Here is a 25,797-nt window from a genome sequence, read left to right on the forward strand (position 1 = left end):
GCTAGGTTGCTATTTGCTACCTAGTTGGATGTATGGAACTGCCATTGTAGGATAAAAAAATAGCGCCTAAATGGGCGCTATTTTTTTGTAAATTTTAAGCTGTCAGATCTGTAATGGTTGCATCCGGACCATTTTTCTTCACAGATTCAATACCGTTATCACGAGAAGCTTCACTTTCATATAGTTGGCTTTGGCCAATGACTTGATGGTTGGCTGCTTTGAGTACGAAGTATGGTTTCTCAGTTTTTGACACGAGACGCTCGTAGCGTGCATCATCAGCTGCGTTTTTTTGAATGGAGGCAATGCCATTTAATGCGCTGGCTTTAGTCTCATACATTTCAGATTGCAAGATAATCTGGCCGTTACCTGCCAATAAATTAAAGTGAAATTGACCACTTTTTGCCGTTTTTAATTCAAATTTTCCAGCCATAAAATTCTCCTTAGTATTATTTGTCTGTCCAATATTCGTTTTTACGCCAATTGCTACATGTACTATAGGCGCCCATGTGTGTACAAGTCAATACCAATACGTAATGCTTGTTAGCGTTATAGGTAAATGAGGTGAATTGTTTCACGTGAAACATAATATTGTGCTTGGATTGCGGTGGTGGCATTGGAGGGTGATTTGTGGGTGCGTTGCTAAAAAGTAAATATTGGTATGTATTAAGCTTCGGTTAGTGCTGCTGATTTTTGGTTGGCATGGCGGCGGGTTGTTATAAGTTTTTTGTTTTGTAATGTCTGGAGATGCGATTTTGCAACCTGCCCTACTATGTTTGATAAGACTCTGGTGTAGATTTGCTGAAGGCTGTTGTAAGCAGTTCTAGTAATTATATTAAATTAAATCAGCCTATTGAGATGCTTTGGATAGGGCTGGGTGTATTGGTTGGAAATGGGCGTAAAAAAAGCAGAGCCGTATTAAGGATCTGCTTTTTAATTACAGTAGCTAATTATTTTTTAGCTGAAGGTGTTCTTTCAGTTAAAAGATAGATAATGTAGTTAGCTTTTTCAGCTGCTGTACAATCTGCACCGATAATTTCGTTGCAGTGCTCAGTGAATTTCTCTTCAACTTTTTCAATATCTTTAAAGCGTTTGTTATTAACTGCAGGTGAAAGTGGCTCAATTGATTTGCCAGTTAATGCGTGTTTACCTGGGTTAGCTGGGTTGGTTGTATGGCATGAAGCACAGGCCATTTCTTTGCCATTAGGCATTTTGATCTTGCGGTTAAAGAACATCTTACCTTCTGTAACTGAAGATACGAACTCTGGATTAACCGTTTGTGCAATGCCGATGTATTTTTTTGTTAACGCTTCGGCGTTGGTAACATTTGCTTGCGCAGCATGGGCTGTAAGTGAAGCAAAACCTAGTAACGTGGCCAAAATAATATGGGTGTGTTTCACGTGCGACTCCTTAGTAATAAACCAATAAAACCAAATCTTGTTAAAAAAGTATATTGATTGTGCTTGTTATAATATGCCTTAATTCTAAACCAATTATAGCTTGCATGATATCGATTAGCATGAATTTTATTGCTATTTTGTGAAGAAATTATGACTGAACGTCGATTTTTGATTGTTTCACGTGAAACATTGATTATAAGTAGCGTTATGCATGACCTAAACTTGAGTTTAAGTTAAACTGCTACCTCTTGAGTAATAACGTTTTTTTGTGATTAAAATATGAATTATCCTGATATTTTTGATGTGATTGTGGTCGGCGGTGGTCATGCTGGAACTGAGGCAGCGCTTGCGAGTGCAAGAATGGGTCAAAAAACCTTATTGCTCACACATAATATTGAAACCCTAGGTCAAATGTCTTGCAACCCGAGTATTGGCGGTATAGGTAAAGGGCATTTGGTCAAAGAGATTGATGCCTTGGGCGGCGCGATGGCGGCCGCTACTGATGAAGGTGGTATCCAATTCCGCATATTAAATTCAAGTAAGGGCCCTGCTGTACGTGCAACACGTGCGCAAGCGGATCGTGTGCTATATAAAGCGGCGATTCGACATAGGTTGGAAAATCAAGAAAATCTTTGGTTATTTCAGCAGGCCGTAGATGACATTATTTTGGAAGGCGAGCGTGCTGCTGGCGTGGTAACGCAGATTGGCCTGCGCTTTGCTGCAAAATCTGTGGTGTTAACTGCGGGGACGTTTTTGGGTGGTCTGGTGCATGTGGGTTTGCAAAACTATCAAGCCGGACGTGCTGGGGACCCTCCTTCTGTATCTTTGGCTGCACGTTTACGTGAAATAGGTTTACCTGCTGGTCGCTTGAAAACCGGTACGCCACCACGTATTGATGGCCGCACAATTGATTACTCTGTAATGACGATACAGCCTGGTGATGATCCGGTGCCTGTGTTCTCGTTTTTGGGTAGCGCGTCGCAACACCCGGCGCAATTGCCGTGTTGGATTACCCATACCAATGAACGTACGCATGACATTATTCGCAGCGGGCTAGATCGCTCACCGATGTATACGGGTGTAATTGAGGGTGTGGGCCCTCGCTACTGCCCTAGTGTAGAAGATAAGATTCATCGTTTTGCGGATAAAGAATCACATCAAATTTTCTTGGAACCAGAGGGTTTGGCAACCAATGAAATTTATCCGAATGGTATTTCCACCAGTTTGCCTTTTGATATCCAACTTGCTCTGGTGCGCTCAGTGCGTGGCCTGGAGAATGCGCATATTCTGCGCCCGGGTTATGCAATTGAGTATGACTATTACGACCCGCGTGGTTTGAAGTCAAGTTTAGAGACAAAAGCGGTACAAGGTCTGTTTTTTGCCGGTCAGATTAACGGTACAACCGGTTACGAAGAAGCTGCAGCACAGGGCTTGTTAGCTGGTGCCAATGCGGCATTGTATGCACAGGGTAAAGAAGCATGGTGCCCAGCACGTGATGAGGCTTACTTAGGTGTGTTGGTGGATGATTTAATCACGCGTGGTGTGAGTGAGCCCTATCGTATGTTTACCAGCCGTGCAGAATATCGCCTGCAGTTGCGCGAAGATAATGCGGATATGCGCTTGACTGAAATCGGTAGAAAGCTTGGCCTGGTGGATGATGTGCGCTGGGAAGCTTTTAGCCGCAAAAAAGAAGCAATTGAACGCGAGCAGGAGCGCTTGAAGAAGACCTTTGTGCAGCCAGCCAATTTGAGTGCTGAAGTGATGCAAACGGTGTTTGGTAAACCACTGGAGCATGAGTATAGTTTGTTTGAATTGTTGCGTCGTCCAGAGGTGAGTTACGATGCAGTGCTGAGCTTGGATGGCTTAGGTTTGGGTGAAGTGGAGCCTGCTGTGCGTGAGCAGGTGGAAATTGCTGCTAAGTATCAAGGCTACATCGATCGCCAGGTGGAAGAAGTAGCGCGTAGCCGTGGGCAGGAAAATACTGTATTGCCTAAGGATTTAGATTATCGAGAAATTCATGGTCTGCCAATAGAGGCTCAGCAAAAATTGAATGCACATCAGCCTGAGACGATAGGTCAGGCTAGTCGTATCTCAGGTATTACACCTGCGGCAATTTCCCTGTTGCTGGTTTACTTAAAGCGTAAATCACGCGCAAAGAGTTTGGATAACACAAATACAGATATGGGAAATGTAGCATGACGGCCGCTATGCCAAAAAATCTAAAGCAGGATGATCGTGCGCAATTGCAGGCAAAACTAGAGAGCGGCTTGGATCAGATGGGAATCAGCTTGCTCCCTGAGCAAAAGCAAAAGCTGCTGGATTATGTTGAGTTAATCTATAAATGGAATCAGGTGCATAACCTGACTGCTGTGCGCGAGCCGATGGAAATGGTAACGCTGCATATATTAGACAGCTTGTCTGTATTGGCACATATTGAATGTAAACACTTACTCGATGTTGGTGCCGGTGCTGGCTTGCCAAGTATTCCGCTGGCGATTTGTTTGCCTGCGTTGCAGGTAACCGCGATTGACGCAGTGCAGAAAAAAGTGAGCTTCATGCGCCAGGTTAAAGCTGAGCTGGGTTTGACAAACTTTACTGTCATTCATGGGCGCATTGAAGATCAGGCGGTACCAAGCAAAGAAATGCCAGAAAAGTTTGATGTCATCATCTCACGTGCGTTTTCCGAGATTGCGCTATTCATCAAGTTGACTAAACATTTGCTGGTTAACGGAGGCTCATGGCTGGCGATGAAAGGTGTGGTACCTGAGCATGAGTTTAAGAAGAGCAGTATTCAGCCTACAGAAATTCGCCCATTGAAAGTGGCTGGTTTGGACGCAGAGCGTCATTTGGTGGTGTTAAAGCAAGATACGTAGTTAGTTAACTGAGCAGTTTTGAGTGCCGCATCAGGTACATGTGTAATCATTAAAAATGCAAAGAAAAATATAATGAAAATATTGGCAATCACAAATCAAAAAGGTGGTGTAGGTAAAACTACAACTTGCGTCAATTTGGCGGCAAGTCTGGCTAGCCTGGGTAAGCGTGTATTGTTGATAGATTTGGATCCGCAAGGCAATGCAAGTACCGGCAGTGGAATAGATAAAGCGCACCTTAAGTTAAGTATCTACCATGTCCTGATTGGTGAGAAAACGCTAAAAGAAGTTGTAGTTACTAGCGAAAAAGGTGGTTTTGATATTGCACCATCTAATCGAGAGTTAGCAGGTGCAGAAGTCGAACTAGTGAATGAGCTGGCACGCGAGAATCGACTCAAGGCGGCCATAGCAAAATTGGGTGACAGCTATGACATCGTATTGCTGGACTGCCCCCCTGCCCTCAATTTGGTCACGGTGAATGCACTCACTGCAGCCAATGCGGTGATGATTCCGATGCAGTGTGAATATTATGCACTCGAGGGGTTGTCGGATTTGGTGAATACCATTAAAAAAGTGCGGGCACACTTAAACCCAACCTTAGAAATTGAGGGTTTGTTACGCACACTGTTTGATAACCGCAATATGTTAGCTCAGCAGGTTTCTGCGCAATTGATTAGCCACTTTGGTGACAAAGTCTACAAGACGGTGATTCCGCGCAATATTCGTTTAGCCGAGGCGCCAAGCTACGGTGTTCCAGTATTAAATTACGATAAAAGCTCAAAAGGTGCGCTGGCCTACATGGAGCTAGCGCAAGAAATTACTAATAGAGAGCGCGTCTGATCGGATTTTAGGCGTTATCCATAAATATAAGTTAAAAGAGAAGCAGATATGGTTAAGTTAAAAGGTTTAGGGCGCGGCCTTGATGCCCTACTCGCTGGGGATATGGGGAGTGTTGGCGAGGCGGATTCGCTCATGATGCTAAAAGTTGAGCAGTTGCGACCTGGTAAATATCAACCAAGAAGTTACATGGATGAAGCGGCGCTGAAAACGCTGGCTGATTCGATTAAAGCGCAAGGCATTATGCAGCCTATTCTTGTGCGCCAATTGGCGGATGAGCAATATGAGATTATTGCTGGTGAACGTCGCTGGCGTGCGAGTCAGCGTGCAGGCTTGCTCGAGGTGCCGGTGTTGGTACGTGAAATAGCCGACGAATCAGCATTGGCGATGGCGCTAATCGAAAATATTCAGCGTGAGAATCTTAATCCACTGGAGGAGGCGCAAGGAATCAAGCGCTTAATCGATGAGTTTGCCATGACGCATGAAAAAGCCGCAGAATCAGTTGGGCGTTCACGTGTGGCGGTGTCTAATCTACTGCGATTACTCACCTTGACCGATGCTGTGCAGGAAATGTTGATGCACGGCAAATTGGATATGGGGCATGCGCGTGCACTGGTTGGGCTGGAAGGTGCGCAGCAAGTGATGTTGGCTGAGCAGATTGTGCATCAACGCTTATCTGTGCGCGAAGTGGAAGCATTAGTCAAAAAACTGGCTGAGCAGCCAGCGGCCACAGCTGCAAAACCAACGCCAGTGGTGAAAGAGGATCAGGATGTAATCAGGCTGCAGGAAACCTTAAGTGATAAGCTCGGTGCTAGCGTTAGTATTAAGGCAAGTGCGAATGGTGCAGGTGTGTTGAAAATTAACTACACAAATTTAGATCAGTTAGACGATATTATCAGCAGAATTGCACGCTAAGTGTTTCATTTACTTACAACTTAGCTATTGACTAAAAACCGCTAATAATTCAAAATCGCGGTCTTTGCTACTTCATGGTCTTTGCGTGGCGAAAGTAGGTACCTAAAACCATGCATTATCAGGCAGCAAATAAGCTTTTAAATTAACTGGATTTAAGTCGTTGTCAACATTAAATACATCAGATGTTTTTAGTAAAATGCTTAAAATTCAGCTGGTTGCTACGCTTGCTGTAGCGCTAGTTATGTATTTTGCTTCAGGTGTGCCCGCTGCGGTTTCAGCCATATTGGGTGGTTTGAGCGTCGTGGTAGGAGCGTATGTAGCAAGTTTAGTTGCCAAGCGCGGTGCAAATGAAACGGATGCTTCAGCAATATTGATTAATCTGCTCAAGGCAGAAGCCGTTAAGATTTTAATGATAATTGTAATTTTGGTTATCGTATTTAGTTTTTATAAACAATTGGTGCCGTTTGCACTGATTGCTGGTTTGGCGGCTGCCGCATTGTTTTCTGGTGCAGCCCTCAGTAAGTTAAACGTGTAATTTAAACAAACGTCAGTTAGAAAAATATTAGATTATGGCTACAGAACACGCAGATAACGCACAACACGCACAACACGCACTCACCCCTTCAGCTTATATCGAGCATCACTTAAGTTTTAATGCACATCCATTAAACGAAGGTGCAGGTTTCTGGACATTACACGTAGATACGTTTGTGATGTCAGTAGCACTGGGTTTGATTGTGATGGGTTTGATCTGGTTAGTAGCGCGTAAAGCGACTGCTGGCGTGCCAACAAAAGGACAAGCTTTTGTTGAGTTGGTGTTTGGCTTCATTGATGACCAAGTTAAAAATATTTTCCACGGTAACCGTCATAGCTTTATTGCACCTACCGCATTAACCGTGTTTTTATGGGTGTTCGCGATGAACTCCATGGACTTCTTACCGGTTGATTGGGTGGCTGGTATCGTTTCATTCTTTGGTGGTGAGCATGCTAAGTGGCGCGCAGTACCTACTTCTGACATTAACACCACATTTGCCTTGGCATTAACTGTGTGGATCTTAATGATTTTCTTCGCAATTAAAGTTAAAGGCTTTGGCGGTTGGATTCACGAGCTGTTCTGTGCACCATTCGGTACCAAAATCTGGGTATGGCCAGCTAACTTCATGTTCAATTTGATTGAATACGTATCAAAACCACTTTCACACTCACTACGTTTGTTCGGCAATATGTATGCTGGTGAGGTTATCTTCTTGTTGCTAGGTATGTGGGCTGCTACAGGCTTAACCGGCACTATCGCAGGTGCAATTTTAGGTGCTGGCTGGTCTATCTTCCACATTCTGATTGTTGCGTTACAAGCGTTTATTTTCATGATGTTAACGGTTGTTTATTTAGCCATGGCACATGAAGGTCACTAGTTAAGTTTTGTTTTGTATTTAAGTAGTTTTATTTTTTGTAGTTGGTTGTAAGTTTAATTTTAGAGAGGGTAATAACATGGATGCATTAGCATTGATTCAAGCCTACACAGGCGTTGGTATTGGTTTAATTATTGGTTTGGGCGCTGCTGGTGCTTGTATCGGTATTGGTATTATGTGTGCAAGTTTCTTGGAAGGCGCTGCTCGTCAACCAGAAATGATCCCAGCTTTGCAAGGTAAAGTATTCTTGCTATTAGGTTTGATTGACGCTTCATTCATTATCGGTGTTGGTCTTGCAATGATGTTTGCATTTGCTAACCCATTATTAAGCGTAGTTGCTCAGTAATTAGCAAAATTAAGCTAACTAGTCATTAACATAAGTTTAATGACTAGTGCTTTTATGATTAACAAAATGGATCAAAAATGAACATTAACTTTACACTTATCGCACAAGCTATCGCATTTGCTGTGTTGATTTGGTTCACAGTGAAATTCGTTTGGCCGCCGCTTTTAAAAGCGATTGAAACGCGCCAAAAAGAAATTGCTGATGGTTTGGCAGCAGCGCAAGAAGGCCGCAGTGCTTTAGAGGTTGCAGCTAAAAAGTCAGAAGTGACATTGGCTGAAGCAAAACAAAAAGCGAGCGAGATTATTGCGCAAGCTGAAAAACGCGGTTCACAAATCGTTGAAGAAGCTAAAGGCAATGCTAAGGTTGAAGGTGACCGTATTTTAGCTGGTGCTAAAGCTGAAATCGATCAAGAAGTAAACCGTGCTAAAGAAGGTTTGCGTGCGCAAGTGTCTGCATTAGCTATCGCTGGTGCTGAAAAGATTTTGCGTAAAGAAATCGACGCAAATGCTCATAGCGAAATGCTATCTAAACTAGCTGCAGAACTTTAAGGCTAAGGGATAAAGGAAATCACATGGCTGAAGTATCAACCATCGCAAGACCTTATGCAGTAGCGGCTTATAAATTGGGTCGTGAGCAAAAGGCACTTGGTAAATGGTCTGAGATGTTGGGTTTTGCCGCTGCCGTTACAAATGACGCGCAAATTAAAGCCTATATTCAAGACCCTAAAGTTGTGAGCAGTGATTTGCAAGCAACTTTCTTGAAAGTGTGTGGCGATCAACTTAACGAAAACGGACAAAATCTTGTCAAAGTTTTGGTTGAGTATGGTCGTTTATCCATTTTGCCAGAAATTTCAAGCGCATTTGAGGCGTTAAAAGCACAAGATGAGGGTACGTTAGATGCTGAGATTATTGCAGCAGCTAAACCGAGTGCGGCAGAGGTTAAAGACCTAGTAAAACGCTTAGAAGCTAAGTTTGGTAAAAAGATTGAGGCTAGTGTTTCTGTTGACCCAGAACTCATTGGTGGCATCAAAATTATTGTTGGCGATACCGTGATCGACGCATCCGTCAAAGGTCAGTTACAAAATTTAGCCTATACGCTTACGGCATAAGACGCAGGCAATGGCCTAACTTTAGGCAAAGAAACTATTAGGAGTTTACATGCAGTTATCTACATCAGAAATCAGTGAACTGATTAAAAGCAGATTAGAAAATTTTTCTACCAGTGCTGAAGCGCGTACTCAAGGTACTGTTATTTCAGTAACTGACGGTATCGTTCGTATTCACGGTCTTTCAAACGTGATGGCCGGCGAGATGATCGAATTCCCAGGCAACACATTCGGCCTTGCGCTTAACTTAGAGCGCGACTCTGTGGGTGCAGTGGTTTTAGGTGACTACGAACACATTACTGAAGGCGACACATGTAAATGTACAGGTCGTATCTTGGAAGTGCCAGTTGGTCCAGAGTTAGTTGGCCGCGTAGTGAACGCATTGGGTCAGCCTATCGATGGTAAAGGTCCAGTTAACGCTAAGTTGACAGACAAGATTGAAAAAGTGGCTCCTGGCGTGATTGCACGTAAATCAGTTTCACAACCAGTACAAACTGGTTTGAAATCAGTTGACTCTATGGTGCCAGTAGGCCGTGGTCAACGTGAGTTGATCATTGGTGACCGTCAAACAGGTAAAACAGCAGTTGCGGTTGATGCGATTATCAACCAAAAAGGTCAAAATATGACCTGTATCTACGTTGCGATTGGCCAAAAGGCTTCTACTATCGCTAACGTGGTACGTAAGCTTGAAGAAAACGGCGCGATGGCATACACCATTGTAGTTGCAGCTTCAGCTTCTGACTCAGCTGCACTGCAATTCTTAGCACCATATGCTGGTTGTACCATGGGCGAATACTTCCGTGACCGCGGTGAAGATGCATTGATCGTTTATGATGATTTGACTAAACAAGCGATTGCTTACCGTCAAATTTCATTGTTATTACGTCGTCCACCAGGCCGTGAAGCTTACCCAGGTGACGTGTTCTACATCCACTCACGTTTGTTAGAGCGTGCAGCTCGCGTAAACGAAGAGTATGTAGAGAAATTCACTAACGGCGCCGTTAAAGGCAAAACTGGCTCATTGACGGCATTGCCAGTGATTGAAACAGCTGCTGGTGACGTTTCTGCATTCGTTCCAACCAACGTGATTTCTATTACTGACGGTCAGATCTTCTTGGAAACTGACTTGTTCAACGCGGGTATCCGTCCTGCGATCAACGCTGGTATTTCAGTGTCTCGCGTAGGTGGTGCAGCACAAACTAAAGTGATTAAGAAACTTGGTGGTGGCGTACGTTTAGCCTTAGCGCAATACCGTGAATTGGCTGCGTTCGCGCAGTTCGCGTCAGACTTGGATGAAGCAACACGTAAACAATTAGACCGCGGTCGTATGTTTACTGAGTTGATGAAACAAGCGCAATACGCACCTTTAAGCGTTTCAAACATGGCAATCACTTTGTTTGCAGCTAACAAAGGTTACTTTGATGATGTTGCTACTAACAAAGTATTAGCATTTGAAGGCAAATTGCACGGCTTCATCGCTTCTAAATACAAAGCATTAGCTGATGCGATTGAAACAAGCAAAGACTTAAGCGGCGATAACGAAAAAGCACTTGATGCAGCAATTCAAGACTTTAAAGCGACGACTGCTTACTAATATCTAACTATTAGGACACTAAAATGGCTGGTAGTAAAGAAATTAGAACCAAGATCAAGAGTGTAGAAAATACACGCAAGATCACTAAAGCGATGGAAATGGTTGCCGCTTCTAAAATGCGTAAAGCGCAGGACAGAATGCGTGCATCACGTCCATACGCTGAGAAGATTCGTAATGTTGCAGCTCACCTTTCTCTTGCGCATTCTGAATATAAGCACCCTTTCCTGTTAAAGCGTGACAATGTTAAGAATGTTGGCATTATCGTTGTGAGCTCAGACAAAGGTTTGTGCGGTGGTTTAAATACTAACGTATTGCGTTTAACTGTTAACCAAATGAAAACTTGGGAATCAGAAGGCAAGAAGTTGTCTGTAAGCGCAATTGGTAATAAAGGCTATACCTTTATGAACCGCGTTGGTGCCAATGTGAAATCACACATTACCGGTTTAGGTGATGTGCCACATTTGGATAAACTCATCGGTACGATTAAGGTAATGCTAGACGCTTATACCGCTGGTGAAATTGATCAGTTGCATATCTGCTACACCAAGTTCATCAACACAATGAAGCAAGAGCCAGTAATTGAGCAATTGCTTCCATTGACGGCGGAGCGCTTGGGTACACATCCAACGACAGAGAAATCTGAAGCGTTGAGTGCTAGTGCGGTTGTTAAGAGTGCGCTTGAAATCGGTGCGGCTAAAGGTCATTGGGATTACATCTACGAGCCTGAAGCTAAACCAGTGATTGACCAGTTGATGGTACGTTACATTGAATCATTAGTTTACAACGCAGTGTCTGAGAACATGGCATCAGAGCAATCATCACGTATGGTAGCGATGAAGTCAGCTTCTGATAATGCGAAAAACGTCATTGGCGAATTGAAACTGGTTTATAACAAAGCACGTCAAGCAGCGATTACCAAAGAGATCTCAGAGATCGTTGGTGGTGCAGCAGCGGTTGCATAAGCAAGCAAAGAATTTAATTAAAGTAATATCTGACTAACAGTACGTTTGAGTCGAGGAAAAAAGATGAGTACAGCAAATATTGGTAAAGTAGTGCAATGTATTGGCGCGGTGGTTGACGTTGAGTTCCCACGTGATCAAATGCCAAAAGTATTTGAAGCGTTGATTATTGATGACGCATCAAGCCAAGCGGAAGCTGGTTTGACATTGGAAGTGCAACAACAACTAGGTGACGGCATTGTGCGTACTATTGCCATGGGCTCATCTGATGGTCTTGCACGTGGTACTGCGTTTAAATCAACTGGCGCACAAATTCAAGTGCCAGTAGGTACAGGTACTTTAGGTCGTATTATGGACGTGTTGGGTCGCCCAATCGATGAGGCTGGTCCTATTGATTCTGACGAGCGCCGTTCTATTCACCAAAAAGCACCTAGCTTTGAAGAGTTATCTCCATCTGTTGACCTGTTAGAAACAGGTATCAAGGTGATTGACTTAGTTTGCCCATTCGCTAAGGGTGGTAAAGTGGGTCTGTTCGGTGGTGCTGGTGTAGGTAAAACCGTTAACATGTTAGAACTGATTAACAACATCGCTAAACAACACTCAGGTTTATCAGTGTTTGCAGGCGTGGGTGAGCGTACTCGTGAAGGTAACGACTTCTACCATGAAATGGCTGAAGCTGGTGTTATCAAGCTTGACGATATGAAAGAATCAAAAGTAGCGATGGTGTTCGGTCAAATGAACGAGCCACCAGGCAACCGTTTACGCGTAGCTTTGTCAGGTTTGACAATGGCTGAGAAATTCCGTGACGAAGGCCGTGACGTGTTGTTCTTCGTTGACAACATTTACCGTTACACATTGGCTGGTACAGAAGTATCTGCATTGTTAGGCCGTATGCCTTCAGCTGTAGGTTACCAACCTACCCTAGCTGATGAAATGGGCCGTTTACAAGAGCGTATTACTTCAACTAAAACAGGTTCTATTACTTCTATCCAAGCGGTTTACGTACCAGCGGATGACTTGACTGACCCATCACCAGCAACTACTTTCCAACATTTGGACTCAACCGTTGTGTTGTCACGTGACATTGCTTCTTTAGGTATCTATCCAGCGGTAGACCCATTGGATTCAACATCACGTCAATTAGACCCATTAGTGGTTGGCGAAGAGCACTATAACGTAGCGCGTTCAGTACAACAAACACTACAACGTTACAAAGAGTTGCGTGACATTATCGCGATTTTGGGTATGGACGAGTTGTCACCAGAAGATAAATTGGCTGTTGGCCGTGCACGTAAAATCCAACGTTTCTTGTCACAACCTTTCCACGTTGCTGAAGTGTTTACAGGCGCGCCAGGTAAATACGTACCACTAAAAGAAACAATCAAAGGCTTTAAAGCGATTGTTGCTGGTGAATACGATCACTTGCCAGAGCAAGCTTTCTACATGGTTGGCGGTATTGAAGAGGCTGTTGAGAAAGCTAAAACACTTAACTAAGTTTTACTTGGTTAATTAGTTAAACGCTTTAAGGAAAAATAATGGCAAATACTGTTCATATTGATGTAGTTAGTGCAGAGGCAAGTATATTCTCAGGTGAAGCTGAGTTTGTAGTTGCACCTGCAAGTGCTGGTGAAGTAGGTATCTACCCTAACCATGCACCAATGATTACTACCATCAAGCCTGGCGCTTTGCGTATTAAGCAAGCGAACGAAGCTGAAGAAACGTTAATCTTTATCTCAGGTGGCCTGTTAGAGGTGCAACCTGGTGTGGTGACTGTATTGGCTGATACAGCAGTACGTGGCCATGATCTAGATGAAGCAAAAGCGATTGCTGCAAAAGAAGCAGCTGAAGAAGCGCTTAAAAACAGAACTTCAGATATTGACTATGCAACAGCACAGGCAGAATTGTCTGAGGCCGTGGCACAGATTCAAACTATCGAACGCTTACGCAAGAAAACGCATTAATTGCGTTGAAGATGGTGTTAAAGCAAAAAGGCAACCTCGGTTGCCTTTTTTGTTATACTTTCTGAATAGATACAGACCAAAATTACACATGAACAAATTAAATATCGTGATATTGGCAGCGGGTAAAGGCACCCGTATGCATTCTGATTTACCTAAAGTCTTACATGTGGTTGGCGCAAAGCCGATTTTGGCCCATGTGATTAATTGTGCAAAAGCATTACAGCCTAATAAGATTATTGTTGTATATGGTTTTGGTGGTGAGCGTGTCAAAGACGCGTTTAGCGGCGAAGAGATTACTTGGGTGAATCAGGCAGAACAAAATGGTACCGGTCATGCCGTTCAGCAGGCACTACCCCATTTGGATGCGGATGCAGACACTCTGATTTTATTGGGTGACGTGCCGCTAGTCGATGTGAATGCCTGTAAGCGCCTGATTGCGCAGGCGGATAACAAGCTGGCGATATTGTCGTTTAATAAAGATGATCCTACTGGTTACGGGCGTATCGTGCGCGACCTAGGCGGTGAGGTGCATGCCATTGTGGAACATAAAGATGCAACACAGGCGCAGCGTGCGATTGTAGAGGTGAATACTGGCATTATGGCCATGCCAAATGCATATCTGAAAAGCTGGTTATCAAGAATAACCAACAATAATGCACAAGGTGAATATTACTTAACCGATATTGTGGCATTAGCGGTAGCGGATAAAGTGGGTGTAGTAGCTGAAATTACGGATGATGAGTGGTCTGTAACCGGCATTAATGCGAAGGCTGATTTGGCGCAAATTGAGCGCGTCTACCAAGCAAGAATAGCACAAGCGCTATTGCAGCAAGGCGTTACTTTAAAAGACCCAGCACGTATTGATGTGCGTGGCGATTTACATTGTGGCCGAGATGTAGAGATAGATGTGAACTGCGTGTTTGAAGGTAATGTGACCTTAGGCGACCGTGTGAAAATAGCAGCTAATTGCGTGATTAAAAATGCAGTCATTGCTGCAGGTGCACAGATCGCCGCGTTTACGCATATCGATGACACGGCAGTTGGTGAAAATAGCCGTATTGGTCCGTTTGCACGCTTACGTCCTGGCACTACCCTCGCTGCCGATACGCACGTTGGTAACTTTGTCGAGCTGAAAAATGCACAGGTTGACGTCGGTAGTAAGATCAACCATTTGAGTTATGTGGGTGATAGTACTGTAGGTAAGGTGGTTAACATAGGTGCTGGTACCATCACCTGTAATTATGATGGTGCGAATAAATTTAGAACGGTGATTGAAGACGGTGCGTTTATTGGCTCTGACTCACAGTTGGTAGCGCCAATTACCATAGGCAAAAACGCAACGATTGCGGCAGGTTCAACCATTACTCGAGATGCACCGGCAGATGCCCTCACCTTCTGCCGTGCTAAAGAGCAGAAGTCAATTATGGGTTGGAAGCGACCACAAAAAATTAAAAAATAATTCCTTACTAGTGATTTGATCGTCGATAGGCTCAAAGCAGATTCGAGCCTATGGATTGTGTGAACATATCAAGATAAAAATTTTAAGAGAGCAAAACTATGTGTGGCATTGTAGGTGCAGTAGCAAATAGAAATGTCGTTTTAACCTTGATTGAAGGCTTAAGCCGCCTAGAGTACAGAGGGTATGACTCAGCTGGTGTGGCTGTATTAAACGATACAGGCATTGCACGGGTGCGTGCTGTCGGCCGTGTTTCAGCCATGACAGAAAAGGCGAATGAGTCACAGCTAAGTGGCTTGGTAGGGATTGGCCACACACGCTGGGCTACGCATGGTGGTGTGACAGAAAGTAATGCACATCCACATATGTCCCCTAGCCAATTGAATGGTGAGGTTGCGGTTGTGCATAACGGCATTATCGAGAACCATGATGAGCAGCGCGCACATTTAAAAACCTTGGGTTATGTGTTTGAATCACAAACCGATACTGAGGTAATTGCACATTTAATTCATTACTACCATCAAACCCTACCTTTACTTGCAGCCACACAAAAAGCGGTGCGTGAGCTTACAGGCGCGTTTGCAATTAGTGTAATCTCTAAAAAAGAGCCTGAGCATATGGTGACCGCACGCCTAGGCTGCCCGTTATTGATTGGCCTGGGTGAAGGCGAAAACTTTATTGCCTCAGACGTTTCTGCCGTGCTCTCTGTCACACGCAAAGTGATTTATTTAGAAGATGGCGACGTGGCTGATATTCGCCGTGAAGGTGTGACTATTTTGGGGCGCGATGGGGTTGAGGTAACACGTAAAATTCATATGAGTGACGTGTCACTCGCTAGCTTGGAGTTGGGCCCATATTCGCACTTCATGCAAAAAGAGATTCATGAGCAGCCACGTGCTTTAACTGACACTATAGAGGCATTGATTGACGACAATCACTTCTCACCTGCCCTGTTTGGCAAGGCCGCCGCAGCTGTGTTTGAACAAGTAGATAGCATTTTAATCTTGGCTGCCGGTACCAGTTATTATGCGGCGCTAACCGCTAAGTACTGGTTAGAGAGCATTGCTAAGCTGCCTACCAATGTAGAAATCGCCAGTGAATACCGTTATCGTGAGTCTGTACCTAACCCGCGTCAGCTAATCGTGACGATTTCACAGTCTGGTGAAACATTAGACACGATGGAGGCGCTCAAACATGCCAAAGCCTTGGGTCAGCACCTCACACTAGCCATTTGCAACGTACAAGAGAGTGCAATTCCTCGTGCTTCAGAGCTTGTGTTCTATACGCGTGCAGGCGCGGAGATTGGTGTTGCTTCTACAAAGGCCTTCACCACGCAATTAGTGGCCTTATTCACCTTGGCCGCAACGTTGGCAAAACAACGCGGATTATTGGATAAAGAAACTGAACAATCACATTTAGGCGCACTGCGCCAATTAGCCGGTAGCGTGCAGCATGCACTAAACTTAGAGCCGCAAATACGTGAATGGGCAAAATCATTTGCCAATAAACAACATGCTTTGTTCCTAGGCCGTGGCATACACTACCCTATCGCCTTAGAGGGCGCATTGAAGCTTAAAGAGATTTCGTACATCCATGCCGAGGCTTACCCTGCGGGAGAGCTTAAACACGGCCCCTTGGCGCTGGTGGATAGCGCCATGCCGGTGGTGGTGATTGCGCCGAATGATGCGTTGTTAGAAAAAGTAAAATCTAACATGCAGGAAGTGAAAGCGCGTGGCGGCGAGTTATTTGTGTTTGCTGATGCAGACAGTCACTTTACAGAATCTGAAGGCGTGCATGTAATACGTACCCCGCGCCATGTAGGCGTGCTCTCGCCTATTTTGCATACGATACCGGTACAGATGCTGGCTTACCATGCGGCCCTGTTGAAGGGAACGGATGTAGATAAGCCTAGGAATCTGGCAAAATCAGTCACCGTAGAGTAAGTGTCGCTTAGCATACTTTAAGAACTTTAAATTACTAATATTGTGGATAATTTAATGTCTGAAACATTCTTAATTTTTATCGATATAAAAATTAAGACAAAATAAATTAATTAAGGATATTTTGAACTAATTTTTCAAAATTAATTGATTTCAAAATTAGCTGCGTATAACCGCCTAAAGTCGCCACTCAGTATCGCTTAAAAGAGCCCTTATACTGCACTAAAAAAAGCCACTTCATGAATTACAGGAAGTAGCTTTTTCTATTAATCATTACGCATGCAAGCCCTTGCAGTTAAACATAGTGCATAGCCACCAATCTTAACCAGTACTTTATAGCAATGGTTTATATCCAGCATCAGACATAGCTTTAATAATAACCTCTTCAGAACTACCTGTTTGAACGCTTACTGTTTTTGTGGGCAAACTCACCTCAACAACAGCACTCTCGTCCACTTGAAGTATGGCTGCCCTGATTGTATTCACACAGCCACCACAGCTCATTTTCGGTACATTAAATGTATACATATAGCACACCCTTTCAATTGTTGAAGCCTCACTTTAGACCTTACCATCATGGCAAGGTCAAGCAGTTCTTATTTGTTAAAATACCGTTTGACCTTCCAATGGTGGGAATCTTTACGATGACGCATAATGATTGAAATAGGAGGTAAAAATGACGGGGTCTGATCACGCTTTAGATATTGCAATTACTGGTATGAGTTGCGCATCTTGCGTTTCTACCGTTGAAAGTGCTTTACGCAAAATTCCTGAAGTTGAGTCAGCTAGCGTTAATCTAGCCACTGAAAAAGCCCATATAGAGCTAAAAGAGGGAAGATCATTACAGACTCAAGCTATTTTAAAGGCAGTTATTGATGCCGGATATGGTGCTGAGTTGCTTACTCACACCCACAGCCTAGAACACCATGACGATGAGTCTGCTAATGGCATCCGTATTGTAATGGCGGTTTTATTAAGTACTCCACTCATTATCCCGATGCTATTTAGTCTATCAGGTGGACATTGGAATCTACCAGTTTGGGTTCAATGGCTACTGGCAACTCCTGTACAGTTTTACTTGGGGGCAGGATTCTATACATCTGCCTGGAAGGCCATTAAGAACAAAACCGGCAATATGGATTTGCTAGTTGCAATCGGCACTTCAGCCGCGTATTTGCTATCGATATATATGATGTTACAAGGTCATGAACATTTATATTTCGAGGCTTCAAGTGTTGTGATTACCCTTGTGCTGTTAGGCAAATGGCTAGAGAAACGTGCAAAAAGGCAAACAACAGAGGCCATACGTGCCCTACAGAAATTAAGACCTGAGACTGCCAGAGTAAGGCGCTTGAATGAGGAGCTAGATATTCCACTCCAAGAGGTTGTGATTGACGATGTTGTGATTATTCGTCCGGGTGAGCGAATCCCCGTAGATGCAATAATTATCGATGGAAGCAGCCATGTTGATGAGTCTATGATGACTGGCGAGAGTGAGCCAGTGAATAAAGCAGTAGGCAATAAGGTAATAGGCGGAGCGGTTAATATTGATGGCATGCTATTAGTTAAAACGATGGCGATAGGTGCTGAAAGCACGTTGTCTCGTATCATCCGCTTGGTTGAGGACGCACAGACAGCAAAGCCTGAAATCCAGCGTTTGGTTGACAAAGTTAGCGCTGTATTTGTGCCGGTAGTCATCGTGATTGCATTCATTACACTACTTGCTTGGGGACTATATTCAGCCAATTGGGAGCAAGCAATATTAAACGCTGTTGCTGTATTAGTGATTGCTTGCCCATGTGCGCTTGGTTTAGCGACGCCAACCGCCATTATGGCAGGCACAGGGGTGGCAGCACGCCACGGGATTTTAATTAAAGATGCGAAAGCATTAGAGCTTGCCCATAGCATCACGCAGGTGGTGTTTGATAAAACCGGAACTCTGACTGAAGGCAAACCGGTGCTGTTGGCTTATAACGCGATTGATGGGGATGACCTATTATTGTTAGAACTCGCTGCAAGCATTGAGCAGAATAGCCTACATCCATTAGCTAAGGCGGTTGTGAATCAACTGCAGTCATTAGGAAAGAGTCCAGCGATTGCCACCGATGTGCGAGATGTGGCAGGGCGTGGCTTACATGGAAAAATTAATAACAAAGTCATTTATGTAGGCAATAAACGCTGGATGAGTGAACTGGATGTATCCATTAATCCTCAAAATGTAGCAGCGTTGGCATATAAAAATGCGGGTAACACCATATCTTGGGTCGCACAGGGAGATGGTGAGACTATCCCTATGTTATTGGGGATGTTGGCTTTCGGCGATCAAATTAAAGAGTCTTCGAAAAAAGCGATATCCGCTTTACATGATAAAGAAGTCAAAACACTTTTATTAACGGGTGACAACAGTACCAGTGCTGCACGTGTTGCAGAAATGATTGGGATCGATAAAGTGTTGGCAGAACAAACGCCAGAATCCAAAGCTAGTAGCATTGCATCTTTACGTAATAAGGATGCAGTGATTGCCATGGTCGGTGATGGGATCAATGATGCACCAGCCTTAGCCGCTGCAGATGTGAGTTTTGCCATGTCTTCAGGGACAGATGTAGCGATGCATACAGCTGACATAACATTAATGCGATCTGATCCAAGCTTGGTGGCAGATACTATCGATATTTCGCGTAGGACTTATAGCAAGATTAAACAAAACCTGTTCTGGGCATTTATATACAATTTGATAGGCATTCCTCTGGCTGCGATGGGATTACTTAGCCCAGTCATTGCAGGGGCTGCCATGGCGTTCAGCTCGGTCAGTGTGGTAATGAACGCCTTGATGTTAAGCAAATGGAAACCCTCAATTAAAAGATAAGGACGTTTTATGCAAAGTGACTTATACAATATTGGACAGGCAGCAAAAGCTTCAGGGATCTCTGCAAAAATGATTCGTCATTATGAAGAAGTAGGTCTTTTGCCAGCAGCATCAAGAACACTTTCTGGCTATAGAACCTATAACCATCAAGATGTGCATATGTTGCGCTTTATCAGACATTCACGCGATTTGGGCTTTTCGATTAAGCAAATTGCCGATTTGTTAAGCCTGTGGCGTGACAAGAACCGTGCTAGTAGCAAGGTCAAATCCTTGGCCGCAGAACATATTGAAATGCTCAACAAAAAGATTGAAGAGTTAAGCGCTATGAAATCAGAGCTATCGCGTTTAGTGAGTTGCTGTCATGGCGATGGCCGCCCAGACTGCCCGATTTTAGATAGCTTGTCCTCAGAATGACCAACGGTATTTAACATTATCTTGCTCAGCGCATTTGATTGATTTCAATTGAGATATGCACTAACTCCTCATGTATATTTAATTGATTTTTAAAATACGCCGGAGCTACCTCTGTGTATGTCACAAGGCTAAGAATGCAAGCATATTTGCCTTGCCCAACTCGCCAAACATGTAAGTCACTGATTTGGGCTTTTATCGGTGACTGCGCAATCACCTCACGAATTTCTTCAACGACAGGCGCTGTCATCTCGGCATCCAACAACACGCGACCAGTATCGCGTAGTAGACCATAGGCCCATATAGAAACTATGACAGCACCAACTAAGCCCATCACTGGGTCCATCCAACTTGCACCCCAAAGTTTGCCGCCGAATAGCGCAATAATGGCCAACACAGACGTGGCTGCATCAGCAATAACATGGATATAAGCTGAACGTAAATTCAGGTCATGATGGCCATGGTGATCATGCTCAGCATGTTCGTTACCATGTCCATGGTCATGATGATGTCCATCTTTAAGTAACCAAGCAGAGACCAAATTTACCACGAGGCCCACGACTGCAATGCCAATTGCTTGATTATAGTGAATCGGACTAGGGGAAATTAACCGTTCAATAGATTGAAAGATCATTAACCCAGCTACCATTACTAAAAAAATAGCACTGGTATAGCCACCTAATACTTCTATTTTCCAGGTGCCGAACGAAAAGCGGGGATCATGTGCATACTTCCTGGCACAAAAATACGCCAAGACAGATAACCCTAAAGCCACGGCATGTGAGCTCATGTGCCAACCATCTGCAAGTAGTGCCATTGAGTTGTAATACCACCCCCCGGCAATCTCAACCACCATCATGACAGCAGTCAGAATGGCAACACGCAAGGTATTTTTCTCAGCTAAGGGATTTCCCTCATCAAATTTATGCGAGTGCTTGAGGGTATCTAAGGAAATTGATTGTGTCATAATGGGCTCTCTATCTACTAAATATAGTATACCCCAGTATACGTTTAATTTAAAAGAAAGGTTTTTTGATGGCTCATTTAGCACAAGATAAAAAGAAACTATTAACCCGCATTCGCCGCATTAAAGGACAGGCTGAAGCTATGGAGAAAGCTTTAAACGATGATATTGATTGTGCTGCCATCCTTCAGCAAGTTGCTTCCATACGCGGTGCTGTGAATGGGCTGATGTCAGAAATGCTGGAGAAGCACATCCGGGAACATCTAGGTGTAAATGTGCTACAAGAACAACGGCAGCAAGAATTAGAGCTAGTAGTAGGCGTATTACGATCTTACTTAAAATAATAGAAAGAAAGATAAATTTTTTGATAAAAACGCTTGACCTTACCAGTGTTGGAACCTTAATAATGTGAACTATGTAATGAGAAATTTAGTCTAGCATCAATAGAAGAATGAACGAATCAATACTCAAAAAATGAAATACTGGCTCAAATTACTGGTTTCCATAGCTCTTGCTATCAGCGTTCCTTTGCAAGGAATTGCTGCGGTAACTATGCCTATCTGCGATGATGCACCTTTGCCTGTTGTCAGTATGAAAGTCCACACTTCAATAAATAATGAAGCTATGGATATGAGTATGTCCGCAGATTGCCATACAAAAAGTACAAGTAATGGCTTAGACGGAAGCACTAAAGACTGTTCAAATATGAAATGCTCATTTTGTCATGTAAGTGTTTATCAATTACCCGAAGCAAATAACATTGTCTTAATTGATGGTTATAACACTGCGTATCCAGAGTTGACCATACCGCTTTATCAACATTTTTCTCCACCTTTGTTACACCCTCCCAAGCAATCATTCTCCTAATGCTGAGTGACTTGCGTCTTTGCATTTAATTTGTAACTCAACCTGCATTGCGCCTGATCATTCAGCAAGCAAAACATTGCACAGAACCAAAGATATTCGAGGTTACGCAATACTCTAACGAGCGTAAAACTTTGTCACCAACAAGGTGAAACTAATATTAGGAGAACTACCATGAACAACAAATTAATGAACACAATGATTACCACTACATTGATTGCATGCCTAGGCTTCGCCTCTGCTAGCGTAATGGCGGGTCGAGATGCGTTTCAAGAGAAGTTAATTCAGAATGTACAATTAACTAAACAAAAACTTGAAGAGGCCAAGGCATCAAAAGGTGCGGAGCAACAAAAACTACTCAATGAACATGCGCAAATGTTACATGACAACATGGCGGCCTGCCGTGAGATGAAACCGAAAGCAGGCATGTCAGAGAAAGAACGTGATGAGTGGTTCGCTGAGCATCAAAGAATTATGGATACTTTGATGGGGCAAATGATGGAAGAACATAAAGTGAACGCATCATCTATGCCTTGCGACCATCATATGAAGTAATGACTTTGTATTGATAACCTAGTAAAAATGGGCGGCGAAGTAAGCTGCCCATCTAGGGGAGCTACAGTGCTCAATGATTTTTTAGATTTATTTAAATTAGATATGTAATAATAATCACGTGAGAAAATTCATTAAAATTTTTGCTATATGGCTTATTGCGATTGCAATCCCTACGCAAGGGCTTGCATCAATTGCCATGATGAATTGCGAGCGGCTTTCCAGTCATCACAGCCAAAATGCTACAACTGATAACCATCACGACCAGCATAATGAACATAGCATGAGCGCAGAACATGCCCATGACACACTGCAAACTAGCGATAACGCATCACAAGGCACAGATAAGAGTAAACACGCTTGCGCTCACTGTGTTAAATGTACAACCTGCTGTTCTGGATTTACATTCCAAACGACCTCATCCAATCTATTTCAACAATTAAATGCTGGCGAAGCTAGATTTAGTTACAACACGCTTCTTTTCACTGGCTTTATTCCCTCTGGTCTAGAACGACCTCCACGATTCACTCTTACTTAAATTGTTTTGTCGGATAGAGGCAGATTGTATTTGTCTCTATTCGTGCATTCACAAGCATTCTTAAGCATTTAATTTGCAAAGAATGATTTTTTCCGAGTTAGTTAATTTGGAAAAACTTAATGAGAGGTTTCTATGAATTACATATTTCCCAAGCGGCAATTGTCCGCGATTATCCGCCCATATTTATTGGGCCTACTCACACTGTTGGTATTTGGTACGACCACAGCCTTTGCACTCGAAGATAGTGCAACTACGTCAAGTGACGCTCCTTATCAATCAGCGTTCGAAGGCTATCGTGCTATTAGCAAAGATACCTTAACTGATTGGAAGTCTATCAACCAATCTTCAGGTGGTAGCGGGCACGCTGGGCATCAGATGCAAGGCATGCAGCACGATATGCAGTCTGGTGAAATGGGGAGTGCTGAGCCAACTATGGATCACAGTGGCATGGACCATAGCAAAATGGCGCACAATGACGCGCAAGTGAATAGTGCTCCAAACAACAAAATGGATCATGACATGGCAAATATGAGCCATCAGCATATGAACCATGAGATGCCAAGCGAAAAATCTATACCCAGTCCTAGCACAAAATCAGGCTCCACAATGGATCACTCCAAAATGACCTCCATGGAACATCAGCATGGGGCAAGTGATAGTTCCATGGGGAAAATGGATCACAGTCAAATGGCAAATATGGCTCAGCCAAGCAATAAGACTGAGCCCAATGACCCAGAAGCGGCTCCACATGCTCATGGCTCTGAAAACGGTATGCAAGACCATGATATGACCGAGCCTATGCCGAGTATGGATAAAACTCCAGAAACATCAGCTGCAACAGCTCAGCCGGCCAGCACAGGCTTCAGCATTATCCCGAATATGCATCCTGCCGTTGTGCATTTTCCAATTGCATTAACACTGATTTCATTATTGTTTGGCTTGGGTGCACACATGCTTCGTAAGCATAGTGCTGTTCCTTTGTTGGCTGCTGCAGGTCACTTCACTTTATGGTTAGCGGCGTTGAGTGCTGTTGTTGCAGCTGTATTTGGTTGGCTGGCATTTAACTCAGGCATGAATCACGACGATGCTGGACATGCAGCCATGCTATTACATAGAAAATGGGCTATTCCAGCAGCTTTAGGGTTGGTAGTGCTTGCAGGCTGGGATGCTTGGAAAACACGTGCAAATCAAGTCATGTCTTTACCAGTATTGGCGCTCCTGTTTGTATTATCCAGTGCAATCGCAACCACTGCATGGTTGGGCGGGGAAATCGTATATCGTCATGGCATTGGTGTGCTGTCACTTCCGTCCGCTGAAGGCGCTGGGCATAACCATCAGCATAATAGTGCGAATGAAACTGAGCACGCTCATGAAGCCACAAAGCTAGAGGAACACAGCACTCACCAACATGAAGCTACACAAGGAGAGGTTCATGAACATTAATCAATTCCCTATGCAATATAGAAAAATCACTGTTTTGGTGAGTGCCAGCTTACTACTGGGTGGGTGTGCTACATTTTCTAAAGATGGTGGTTTTGCTAATGTGCAGCAGACCACGCAGCAACATATCAAACAGGAAATCGCTTGGCCTAAGACGAAAGAAGAGCAAAGCAAAATTAATGATAAAGTTAACGCGTTGCTTGAGCACAAACTTGATGTTGAATCTGCCGTACAAATCGCCTTGCTCAACAACAAGCGATTGCAGGCGTCTTTCTATGAATTGGGTATCTCGGAAGCTGATCTTGTACAAGCCGGTCGTTTGCCTAACCCGCGATTTTCTATGTTGTACGCCAAGAACAATGGCGAATACAAGATAGAACAGGCATTCACTTTCAACATCTTCTCTTTGATTACCATGCCTAAAGCGGTAGAAATCGAAAAGCGTCGTTTTGAGCAGGTACAAAAAGAGACCGCACTCGCAGTGCTTAAGCTGGCTAACCATACTCGTCTTGCTTACTTTAATGCAGTGGCAGCTAGGGAGCTAGCTCGTTATAGCGAACAAGTAAAAGAAAGTGCTGAGGCTAGTGCTGAGCTGGCTAGGCGCATGTATAAGGCCGGCAACTGGAATAAGCTGGAACAAGCCAGAGAGCAGAGCTTCTATGCAGATGCAGCGCTAGATTATGCCAATGCCCGAAATAAGCAAGTGCGGGCATATGAAGCACTATCTAGGCTATTGAGCGTATCTGCTGATCAGATGACCTTACTTGAACGGCTGCCTGATCTTCCCAAAGCTGTTGAGGATCTACAACCATTTGAAAAAGCTGCCTTTGAAAATCGTCTGGACTTACAAGCCACTCGCTTGCAAACAGAAGCTCTTGCTAAGCAATTAGGCCTTACTAAAACCACACGCTTTATCAATGTGCTTGAAATAGGTCCAGCACGAGTACTTGAAGGCAGAAGGAATGATCCATACAAAAAAGGCTTGGAGATTGGGTTTGAAATCCCATTATTTGATTGGGGCACTGCACGCGTAGCCAAGGCAGAAGCTATTTATATGCAAGCGGTCAATGAGACTGCACAAGTGGCTATCAACGCACAATCCGAAATCAGAGAGGCATATAACACCTACCGTACCAACTACGATGTCACCAAGCATTTGCGTGATGAAATAGTACCGATACGCAAAAAAATCTTGAGTGAAAACCAACTTCGTTACAACGGCATGCTCACCAGTCCGTTTGAACTATTTGGTGATGCAAGAGCGCAGGTTGCTAGTGTTAAAAACTATATTGAAGCATTACGTGAATTTTGGTTGGCCGATAGCTCATTACAAATGACGCTAATTGGCTCTAACCCTATGGAAGGACAATAAT

Annotated in this window: 26 protein-coding genes; 22 read left to right on the forward strand and 4 right to left on the reverse strand. The window is 43.8% G+C overall.

Annotated features, from left to right (window positions below; translation table 11 throughout):
- Positions 1–94: 94 nt before the first annotated feature.
- Both C3Y98_RS02400 and C3Y98_RS02405 read right to left on the reverse strand, forming a co-directional pair.
- Complete coding sequence (locus C3Y98_RS02400; RefSeq protein WP_135276540.1) at positions 95–430, reverse strand: YegP family protein; 336 nt, start codon at positions 428–430, stop codon at positions 95–97.
- A gap of 517 nt (positions 431–947) precedes the next feature.
- On the reverse strand, positions 948–1,397 hold the full coding sequence (locus tag C3Y98_RS02405) for a DUF1924 domain-containing protein (protein WP_209308729.1): 450 nt from the start codon (positions 1,395–1,397) through the stop codon (positions 948–950).
- A 279-nt stretch (positions 1,398–1,676) separates the two neighbouring features.
- On the opposite strand from C3Y98_RS02405, the gene mnmG reads away from it, so the two are divergent.
- From mnmG to glmS, 15 genes are all read left to right on the forward strand, one after another.
- Positions 1,677–3,596, forward strand: coding sequence for a tRNA uridine-5-carboxymethylaminomethyl(34) synthesis enzyme MnmG (gene mnmG / locus C3Y98_RS02410; RefSeq protein WP_135276541.1), 1,920 nt, complete (start codon positions 1,677–1,679; stop codon positions 3,594–3,596).
- The gene (gene rsmG / locus C3Y98_RS02415) at positions 3,593–4,270 is read left to right on the forward strand and encodes a 16S rRNA (guanine(527)-N(7))-methyltransferase RsmG (protein WP_135276542.1); all 678 of its coding nucleotides are present in this window, start codon (positions 3,593–3,595) and stop codon (positions 4,268–4,270) included. The genes mnmG and rsmG overlap by 4 nt, the downstream gene beginning before the upstream one ends.
- 72 nt (positions 4,271–4,342) lie before the next feature.
- Positions 4,343–5,107, forward strand: a complete 765-nt coding sequence (locus C3Y98_RS02420) for a ParA family protein (protein ID WP_135276543.1) — start codon at positions 4,343–4,345, stop codon at positions 5,105–5,107.
- A gap of 48 nt (positions 5,108–5,155) precedes the next feature.
- The gene (locus C3Y98_RS02425; RefSeq protein WP_135276544.1) at positions 5,156–6,019 is read left to right on the forward strand and encodes a ParB/RepB/Spo0J family partition protein; all 864 of its coding nucleotides are present in this window, start codon (positions 5,156–5,158) and stop codon (positions 6,017–6,019) included.
- Positions 6,020–6,215: 196 nt separating this feature from the next.
- On the forward strand, positions 6,216–6,554 hold the full coding sequence (locus C3Y98_RS02430; RefSeq protein ID WP_135276545.1) for an ATP synthase subunit I: 339 nt from the start codon (positions 6,216–6,218) through the stop codon (positions 6,552–6,554).
- A gap of 34 nt (positions 6,555–6,588) precedes the next feature.
- Positions 6,589–7,431, forward strand: a complete 843-nt coding sequence (gene atpB, locus C3Y98_RS02435; RefSeq protein WP_135276546.1) for a F0F1 ATP synthase subunit A — start codon at positions 6,589–6,591, stop codon at positions 7,429–7,431.
- 76 nt (positions 7,432–7,507) lie between these two features.
- On the forward strand, positions 7,508–7,774 hold the full coding sequence (atpE, locus tag C3Y98_RS02440; protein WP_015833271.1) for a F0F1 ATP synthase subunit C: 267 nt from the start codon (positions 7,508–7,510) through the stop codon (positions 7,772–7,774).
- 77 nt (positions 7,775–7,851) lie between these two features.
- Complete coding sequence (locus tag C3Y98_RS02445; protein WP_015833270.1) at positions 7,852–8,322, forward strand: F0F1 ATP synthase subunit B; 471 nt, start codon at positions 7,852–7,854, stop codon at positions 8,320–8,322.
- Between the two features lie 23 nt (positions 8,323–8,345).
- Positions 8,346–8,882 carry a F0F1 ATP synthase subunit delta gene (locus tag C3Y98_RS02450; RefSeq protein ID WP_135276547.1) on the forward strand — a complete coding sequence of 179 codons (537 nt, stop codon included), beginning with the start codon at positions 8,346–8,348 and terminating at the stop codon, positions 8,880–8,882.
- Between the two features lie 49 nt (positions 8,883–8,931).
- On the forward strand, positions 8,932–10,473 hold the full coding sequence (gene atpA / locus C3Y98_RS02455) for a F0F1 ATP synthase subunit alpha (protein ID WP_036301347.1): 1,542 nt from the start codon (positions 8,932–8,934) through the stop codon (positions 10,471–10,473).
- A gap of 23 nt (positions 10,474–10,496) precedes the next feature.
- On the forward strand, positions 10,497–11,435 hold the full coding sequence (gene atpG / locus C3Y98_RS02460; protein WP_135276548.1) for a F0F1 ATP synthase subunit gamma: 939 nt from the start codon (positions 10,497–10,499) through the stop codon (positions 11,433–11,435).
- 63 nt (positions 11,436–11,498) lie between these two features.
- The gene (gene atpD / locus C3Y98_RS02465) at positions 11,499–12,926 is read left to right on the forward strand and encodes a F0F1 ATP synthase subunit beta (protein ID WP_135276549.1); all 1,428 of its coding nucleotides are present in this window, start codon (positions 11,499–11,501) and stop codon (positions 12,924–12,926) included.
- 41 nt (positions 12,927–12,967) lie between these two features.
- Positions 12,968–13,393: a F0F1 ATP synthase subunit epsilon gene (locus tag C3Y98_RS02470; protein ID WP_135276550.1), complete on the forward strand. Its 426-nt coding sequence runs from the start codon at positions 12,968–12,970 to the stop codon at positions 13,391–13,393.
- A gap of 88 nt (positions 13,394–13,481) precedes the next feature.
- The gene (glmU, locus tag C3Y98_RS02475) at positions 13,482–14,852 is read left to right on the forward strand and encodes a bifunctional UDP-N-acetylglucosamine diphosphorylase/glucosamine-1-phosphate N-acetyltransferase GlmU (RefSeq protein ID WP_135276551.1); all 1,371 of its coding nucleotides are present in this window, start codon (positions 13,482–13,484) and stop codon (positions 14,850–14,852) included.
- A gap of 98 nt (positions 14,853–14,950) precedes the next feature.
- Positions 14,951–16,792 carry a glutamine--fructose-6-phosphate transaminase (isomerizing) gene (gene glmS / locus C3Y98_RS02480; protein WP_135276552.1) on the forward strand — a complete coding sequence of 614 codons (1,842 nt, stop codon included), beginning with the start codon at positions 14,951–14,953 and terminating at the stop codon, positions 16,790–16,792.
- 330 nt (positions 16,793–17,122) lie between these two features.
- Here glmS and C3Y98_RS02485 read toward each other — a convergent pair whose 3' ends face one another.
- Positions 17,123–17,317 carry a heavy-metal-associated domain-containing protein gene (locus C3Y98_RS02485; protein WP_135276553.1) on the reverse strand — a complete coding sequence of 65 codons (195 nt, stop codon included), beginning with the start codon at positions 17,315–17,317 and terminating at the stop codon, positions 17,123–17,125.
- A 148-nt stretch (positions 17,318–17,465) separates the two neighbouring features.
- On the opposite strand from C3Y98_RS02485, the gene C3Y98_RS02490 reads away from it, so the two are divergent.
- The gene (locus tag C3Y98_RS02490) at positions 17,466–19,655 is read left to right on the forward strand and encodes a heavy metal translocating P-type ATPase (protein WP_135276554.1); all 2,190 of its coding nucleotides are present in this window, start codon (positions 17,466–17,468) and stop codon (positions 19,653–19,655) included.
- 9 nt (positions 19,656–19,664) lie between these two features.
- Complete coding sequence (gene cueR / locus C3Y98_RS02495; RefSeq protein WP_135276555.1) at positions 19,665–20,069, forward strand: Cu(I)-responsive transcriptional regulator; 405 nt, start codon at positions 19,665–19,667, stop codon at positions 20,067–20,069.
- A 25-nt stretch (positions 20,070–20,094) separates the two neighbouring features.
- On the opposite strand, the gene dmeF is transcribed toward cueR, so the two are convergent.
- Positions 20,095–21,033, reverse strand: a complete 939-nt coding sequence (gene dmeF, locus C3Y98_RS02500; protein WP_135276556.1) for a CDF family Co(II)/Ni(II) efflux transporter DmeF — start codon at positions 21,031–21,033, stop codon at positions 20,095–20,097.
- A 68-nt stretch (positions 21,034–21,101) separates the two neighbouring features.
- Between dmeF and C3Y98_RS02505 the strand changes: the two genes are divergently transcribed.
- From C3Y98_RS02505 to C3Y98_RS02525, 5 genes are all read left to right on the forward strand, one after another.
- Positions 21,102–21,374 carry a metal/formaldehyde-sensitive transcriptional repressor gene (locus C3Y98_RS02505; RefSeq protein ID WP_135276557.1) on the forward strand — a complete coding sequence of 91 codons (273 nt, stop codon included), beginning with the start codon at positions 21,102–21,104 and terminating at the stop codon, positions 21,372–21,374.
- 130 nt (positions 21,375–21,504) lie between these two features.
- Positions 21,505–21,897, forward strand: coding sequence for a hypothetical protein (locus C3Y98_RS02510; RefSeq protein ID WP_135276558.1), 393 nt, complete (start codon positions 21,505–21,507; stop codon positions 21,895–21,897).
- A 171-nt stretch (positions 21,898–22,068) separates the two neighbouring features.
- Entirely contained in the window at positions 22,069–22,449 is a 381-nt protein-coding gene (locus C3Y98_RS02515) for a hypothetical protein (RefSeq protein ID WP_135276559.1), read from the forward strand.
- Between the two features lie 667 nt (positions 22,450–23,116).
- Entirely contained in the window at positions 23,117–24,427 is a 1,311-nt protein-coding gene (locus C3Y98_RS02520; RefSeq protein ID WP_135276560.1) for a DUF2231 domain-containing protein, read from the forward strand.
- Positions 24,417–25,796, forward strand: coding sequence for a TolC family protein (locus tag C3Y98_RS02525; protein WP_135276561.1), 1,380 nt, complete (start codon positions 24,417–24,419; stop codon positions 25,794–25,796). Before C3Y98_RS02520 ends, C3Y98_RS02525 begins: the two co-directional genes overlap by 11 nt.
- Position 25,797 lies beyond the last annotated feature (1 nt).

Source organism: Methylotenera oryzisoli (assembly GCF_004661485.1).
Classification (GTDB): Bacteria; Pseudomonadota; Gammaproteobacteria; order Burkholderiales; family Methylophilaceae; genus Methylotenera; species Methylotenera oryzisoli.